This is a genomic window from Catenibacterium sp. UBA627 (genome assembly GCF_002299355.1).
Classification (GTDB): Bacteria; Bacillota_I; Bacilli_A; order Erysipelotrichales; family Coprobacillaceae; genus Catenibacterium; species Catenibacterium mitsuoka.
Genome location: NZ_DBPF01000138.1, coordinates 1 through 6038, shown reverse-complemented (window position 1 = coordinate 6038; position 6038 = coordinate 1). Strand labels below are relative to the sequence as shown.

7 protein-coding genes are annotated in these 6038 nt (G+C 33.5%); 4 read left to right on the top strand and 3 right to left on the bottom strand.

The genetic code is table 11. The features are described from left to right. Window positions 1-60 precede the first annotated feature (60 nt). The gene (locus tag B2S90_RS09210) at window positions 61-492 is read left to right on the top strand and encodes a VanZ family protein (protein WP_286696942.1); all 432 of its coding nucleotides are present in this window, start codon (window positions 61-63) and stop codon (window positions 490-492) included. A 49-nt stretch (window positions 493-541) separates the two neighbouring features. Here B2S90_RS09210 and B2S90_RS09205 read toward each other — a convergent pair whose 3' ends face one another. Both B2S90_RS09205 and pepT read right to left on the bottom strand, forming a co-directional pair. Beyond that, a complete protein-coding gene (locus B2S90_RS09205; protein ID WP_286696941.1) occupies window positions 542-1447 on the bottom strand; it encodes a diacylglycerol/lipid kinase family protein in 906 nt (301 codons plus the stop codon). Between the two features lie 3 nt (window positions 1448-1450). Further along, window positions 1451-2665, bottom strand: a complete 1215-nt coding sequence (gene pepT / locus B2S90_RS09200; RefSeq protein WP_286696940.1) for a peptidase T — start codon at window positions 2663-2665, stop codon at window positions 1451-1453. Between the two features lie 117 nt (window positions 2666-2782). Between pepT and B2S90_RS09195 the strand changes: the two genes are divergently transcribed. The 3 genes from B2S90_RS09195 (at window position 2783) to B2S90_RS09185 (ending at window position 4739) form a co-directional block, all read left to right on the top strand. Further along, window positions 2783-3373, top strand: a complete 591-nt coding sequence (locus B2S90_RS09195) for a viroplasmin family protein (protein WP_055234065.1) — start codon at window positions 2783-2785, stop codon at window positions 3371-3373. After that, window positions 3370-4263, top strand: coding sequence for an exonuclease domain-containing protein (locus B2S90_RS09190; RefSeq protein WP_055234066.1), 894 nt, complete (start codon window positions 3370-3372; stop codon window positions 4261-4263). Before B2S90_RS09195 ends, B2S90_RS09190 begins: the two co-directional genes overlap by 4 nt. Before the next feature lie 152 nt (window positions 4264-4415). Then, window positions 4416-4739, top strand: coding sequence for a PadR family transcriptional regulator (locus tag B2S90_RS09185; protein ID WP_006504524.1), 324 nt, complete (start codon window positions 4416-4418; stop codon window positions 4737-4739). 60 nt (window positions 4740-4799) lie between these two features. On the opposite strand, the gene B2S90_RS09180 is transcribed toward B2S90_RS09185, so the two are convergent. Continuing rightward, window positions 4800-5909 carry a hypothetical protein gene (locus B2S90_RS09180; protein WP_286696939.1) on the bottom strand — a complete coding sequence of 370 codons (1110 nt, stop codon included), beginning with the start codon at window positions 5907-5909 and terminating at the stop codon, window positions 4800-4802. Between the last annotated feature and the right edge of the window lie 129 nt (window positions 5910-6038).

The following is a 6038-nucleotide window of genomic DNA, read 5'->3' as shown; positions in this document are numbered from 1 at the left end:
TGTAGTAATAAGTAGTGAAGATAGTCAAATAGTTCATGATCATATTAACAGGAGGAAATTATGAAAAAGGCCCTATCGTTTAAATCATGTATTATCGTATTCTACTTACTTGTTTTTATCGCATTTATATTAGAGAAAAGACCTATTCTAAGTAATAGTACACCTTACTTCTCTAGAATAGCCAATGTGACTAATCTTGTTCCATTCTATTATAATCCTAATACTAACTATCAGGCGTTACAGATGAATGTGATTGTGAAGATATTCTTAGTGATGCCAGTCGCATTGTATTATGTGATCAAGAAGGATTGTACATTAGGACAGTTAATCACATTTATTCTAGGTGCCAGCTTTATTTTCGAAGTAGCGAAATTACTTTCATTAAGAGGATATTTTGATATCACTGATTTCTTCTATTATATGGCAGGTGCCGCACTCGCTTACTATATCTATAGAAGTATCAAGTTCTTTACAAAGAAAAAAACAACTTAACATCATGAACTAAAAAGAGGAAAATCAAAATCGATTTTCCTCTTTGTGTTTATTTTTCATCATAATCTGGAATAATGAGTGAAAAAGCATGTCTTAAACATTTAACATGAACAGGGAAAGTCTGTCCCTTTTCACCATCAATATCATAGACAATATCCTCATCACAACTGATTGTGATATCCTTTGCCTGGACATAATGAATCATAGGATTCTGTGGATGAAGATTACGTTTATAATCCATGAAGACATTAAGTAGTTCAGCTACATTGCCTTTTTTAATAATAATAAGATCTAACTTACCATCACTTGTAGAAGCATAAGGAGTCACTCCTGAAAATCCTCCAACATGAGAACTATTCGTAATCATGAATAATGCGGCATCTTCTTCAAACTCAATTTCATCTGCTTTTACTTTGAGATGAAGTGATAAGCCTAACTGTTCAGGTAACATCTTCAATCCATTAATATAGTAGGCAAGAGGACCAAACTTCTTTTTTTCCTCTTTTGTGACAAGGAATCCAATATCACTAAACATACCACCACTTAATACATTCGCAAAACAATGATTATCTACATAACCTGCATCAATCTTCTTTGTCTTGAAACGGGCAATCATATCACGGAATGCTTCTGGAGTATTAGGAAGATTTAGATAAGTAGCAAAGTCATTCACAGTGCCTGCTGCTAAGATTGCAAGAGGAATCTTAGATTCACTCTTAATAAGTCCTGTAATGATTTCGTTAATTGTACCATCTCCACCTACGGCTACAATAAAGTCATATTCATTTCTAGTTAATTTTGCTGCACGTTCTAATCCATCATTCTTGCCTCTTGTGAAGTAAGTATCAATTGTATTCACGTTAGTATGAAGTATTAACTGACCAATAAACTTGTCAATAGACTTCTGGAACGCATGTGTACCACTAGAAGGATTAATAATAAATAAACACTTCATATATTATGCCTCCTTAATCAATTCAAGAAGCAACTTAACACCCTTTTTCATAGAATTAATACTACAGAATTCATAAGGACCATGATAGTTATATCCACCAGTACCTAAGTTAGGACAAGGAAGTCCCATAAAGCTTAAATTAGCTCCATCAGTACCACCTCTAATAGGAGAAGCAATAGGATCAAGTCCTATATTAATCATTGCCTGTTTTACCTTATATACAATATCAGGTGTCTTATTGATAACTTCAATCATATTCTTATACTGTAAAGTGAAATCAATATCAATATAATGACCATGATTGACCTGATTTAAATAAGAAGCAGCTAACTGCATTGTATGAATCATATCATGCATATTATCCATATCATGATCTCTTAGTATATAAGTCATCTTAGTGGTAGAAACATCACCTTCCATATGATGAAGATGATAGAAGCCTTCTTTATGTTCAGTCGCTTCAGGACGCTTATTATCACCAAGCATTGTATCAAACTGACGACCTAGAGTAAGGGCATTGACCATCTTGCCTTTAGAATCACCTGGATGATAACTCTTACCTGTAATAGTGACATCTGCTTTATAGGCATTGAAGTTTTCAAAACTGAATTCATCGATTCTGCCACCATCTACTGTATAAGCATAATCAGCACCAAATCTCTTAACATCAAAGTTTTCAGTACCTCTACCTACTTCTTCATCAGGTGTAAAGGCAATACAGATATCTCCATGCTTAAAATCTCTATTCTGGCAGATATACTCTACCATGCTCATGATAATGGCCACACCTGCTTTATCATCAGCACCAAGAAGTGTAGTTCCATCAGTTGTAATTAAATCATCACCCACAAGCCCTTTTAATTCAGGATTTGTTTCTGGATCTAAATAGATCTTTTTTTCTTCATTAAGAATAATACGTCCTCCTGGATAAGAACGAATAATACGTGGATGAATATCATGTCCACTTGCATCTGGAGAAGTATCCATATGTGCAATAAATCCAATAGCTTTTATAGGTTCATCAGTATTACTATAAATCTTACCGTATACAATTCCCTGATCTGTTCTTTCTACTTCATCTACACCAAGAATCTGCATTTCTTCACTCAAGAAATCAGCCAAATCAAATTGTTTTTCTGTAGAAGGAGATGTTGTGGAAGATTCATCAGATTGTGTATCAAAACTCACATATTTCAAAAATCTCTTTTCAATCAACATAAAATAACCTCACTTTGTTTATTTCTTTCATTTTAACATAGTAAATTGTTTTTGTGAACTTGCATAATTAACTAGACAAGCCCTGTTGTTTTCATTATTATGGGGTAGGTGATAAAAATGAAATATTATGCCGTAAAAAACGGAAGAGAACCAGGTATTTATAATTCATGGGCAGAATGCCAGAAGCAGATTCATGGCTTTAAGAATGCGTCTTATAAGTCCTTTACATCACGCAAGGAAGCAGAAGAGTTCATCTCTGACAAAAAGGAAATGCCTCAAATGGAACATGGGTTAATTGCTTATGTAGATGGTTCTTTTAATGCAAAAAAGAAAGTATATGGCTATGGTGCTGTTTTAATTGATGGACAGCAGGTCATCAAACGTCTTTATGGACATGGAGATAATGAGGAATGCTTATCGAGTCGTAATGTTGCAGGAGAAATATTTGGAGCTTTAGCTGCAGTAAAGTATGCAGTAGAACATCCTGAATATGATGGTATTGTGATTTATTATGATTATATGGGGATTGAAAAATGGGCTATTGGAGAATGGAAAGCCAATAAGAAACTGACACAGTATTATGCGAGTCAAATGGCTGAGTATCGTCAAAAGCTGCCTATAGTATTTATGAAGGTAGAAGCGCATACAGGTGACTTCTATAATGAACAGGCAGATCAGCTTGCCAAGAAAGCAGTGGGAATTGAATGAGTGAAAAAATAACTATTTTTGATATTGAAGAATTGAATAATGATCCTGTGAGCGTCTGCTCTATAGGTATAGTTGTGCTAGAGGATATGAAAGTGAAGGAAACATTCTATTCACTTATTAGGCCTCCTAAATTGACTTTTGATCCTTATCGCTATAAGGTTCATAAAATAAGACCACAGGATTTAAAGAAAGAACCTACATTCCCAGAAATATGGCCTAAGATCAGTAAGTATTTTGAAAACAGTATCGTGATATCTCATGATATCCAATCAGATCTCAATCACTTGCTAGCCGTCTTTAGAAGATTCCGTATAAGAAAGCCTACCTGTTATTTATCATGTACATTAGTTCTTGCAAAGCTATTTCATCCTGAATTACAGAAGTATGGTTTAGGTTCTCTGTGTGACTTTTATTCTGTTGATCTCGAAAATGCGCATAATGCATTGGCTGATTCATTGGCCTGTGCAGAGCTATTAAAGAAGATGATGGAAGAACATCACTATACAAGTCTTAAGGAACTTCATGAGAAGGAAAATGTACCTTTAGGACGTATGACAAGTTCATCTATTGAACCTCTTGTATCAAGTGATAAGGTACAGGAAGTGAAGATGGGAATTCAGAAAGAAACAGTCGCATTTACAGGTAAACTTGCCCATACAAAACAAGAAATAGAATCATTCGTAGAACAGGATGGTATGATAACATCATTCCATGTAACAACTCAGACAAAATATCTCGTTATAGGTAAAAAGGACTACCAGCAGACAAGATATCAAAAAGGCAATAAGAAGATTAAAAAAGCCATCACTTTATCAAGACAAGGCCAGGATATCAGAATCCTTCATGAAGACCAGTATATTGATATGGTAAGAAAAAGAACTCTTAAGTGAGTTTTTTTCTTGTGTACTATTATTTAAAATGTTCACTTTTTTATTAAAAAACAGCAAGAACCTACAGTTTGGTGCAAAAATGCGTCATTTTATTATTGAAATGTATTGAAAACGCTTCTAATTTTTGATAGTCTTATTGTAGGTGATTAATTATGGCAAAGACTTCAAACTATTTATTTAAACTCGATTTAATGATTTTAAGCTTATTGAAAGAAAAAGATCAATATGCGTACGAATTAACTAAAGAGATTGCAGAAAAATCTAAGGGTCGCATTGAACCAAAGAATGGTACAATGTATCCTATTATCTACAAACTTATTGAAAACGGCTATATTTCAAGCAATACAGTCATCTACCACAATAAAGCTAGAGTGTATTATCACCTAGAACCAGCCGGAAAGGAATATTTAGACAAGATTATTGTGGAATTTGACGAATTAGTGGATTGTATCAATTCATTTATTCACAAAGATTAAAATAGAGTTTCCTATAAAGGAACTCTATTTTTTTGCATTAAAAAAGAAATAGGCATCTGCCTATTTCTTGATTTCTTTATAGCTGACTGCGAAAGGTCCAGTTTTAGTGGTAATAGTGATTGTATCACCTTTCTTATACTGTTTAAATTCTTTTGCGGTAGCACGATAAGTAAATTTCTTTTTACCTGTTTTTACAGTGAAATGATAGACCTGTGAAAACTTAGTTGTATAATGTTCTGTCTTAGTAATAATGCATTCTTCAGTCGCAGTTACTTTTGCAAGAGGATCATTAATCCAGCATAATGCGAGAGGAATGAAAATCACTAAGAAACATGTAAATAATGCATCTCTAGGTAATCCAGCTTTTTCACCAATCCAGCGATAGAATACAAAGATAATTAAGAATACAATAATTGATGCATAAATAACAGGTCTTGTATTTTCCATTGCATATTTTGTAAATAGAACTAACCATCCTGTAATAGCAGGGATAATAAAGTTACAGAAGAACAATCCATACAATTCTTTGATTGCTGACTGATTTCCTTCAGCAGTGAGACCTAAGTAGTAAATACCTGCAAGTACTGGGATAACGATAGAAATCAATCCACTCACAACAAGAGAATCAAGTGCACCAATCATACCAGCCAATAATGACACTAACTGGATAAGTGTTAATACAAGCATCACTGGTTTAGTAACTGATACAGAAGGCATACGACTAGGTGCTTCCTTTGAACCTTCAATATCTTCATAAGGGATCTTATGGTCAGTACATTCTTCAACTAATTCAGCTAAATCAGCCACTTCAAATTCTAATGAAGAAAGCTGTGCAATCACTCCTTCTTTAGAATAAATAGTGAGTGTCTTACCATCATCTACTAGTTTAGTAATGTCTTCATAAGCATACTTTTTTTCATTATTACCTTCTTTAAAAGTAATATCATCTTCAGTCATCATATAAGAGAAAGTCTTCTTCTTGTTCACCTTTAAAGTGATATAAATCATAAGTAGAAGCCCAATGACACCAAGCCCTGTAATCACATAATAACCGTCTTTTGCTTCTATAAAGCCAAGAACTAACATGATAATACCAAATACAGGACAAAGGATCTTCATTGTACTAATGTGAAATAGTAAACTATCCTTATATGTTACGTCTCTATTCATTTATTTACCTCACTCCTTACGTATACAGTATATATTACATTAATTTTAGATATAAACACAAGCGATAGTTGATAAATTATAGCCTTATTAAGGTGATTTATGGTAAAATAAGTCTATATGGAGGTAAAA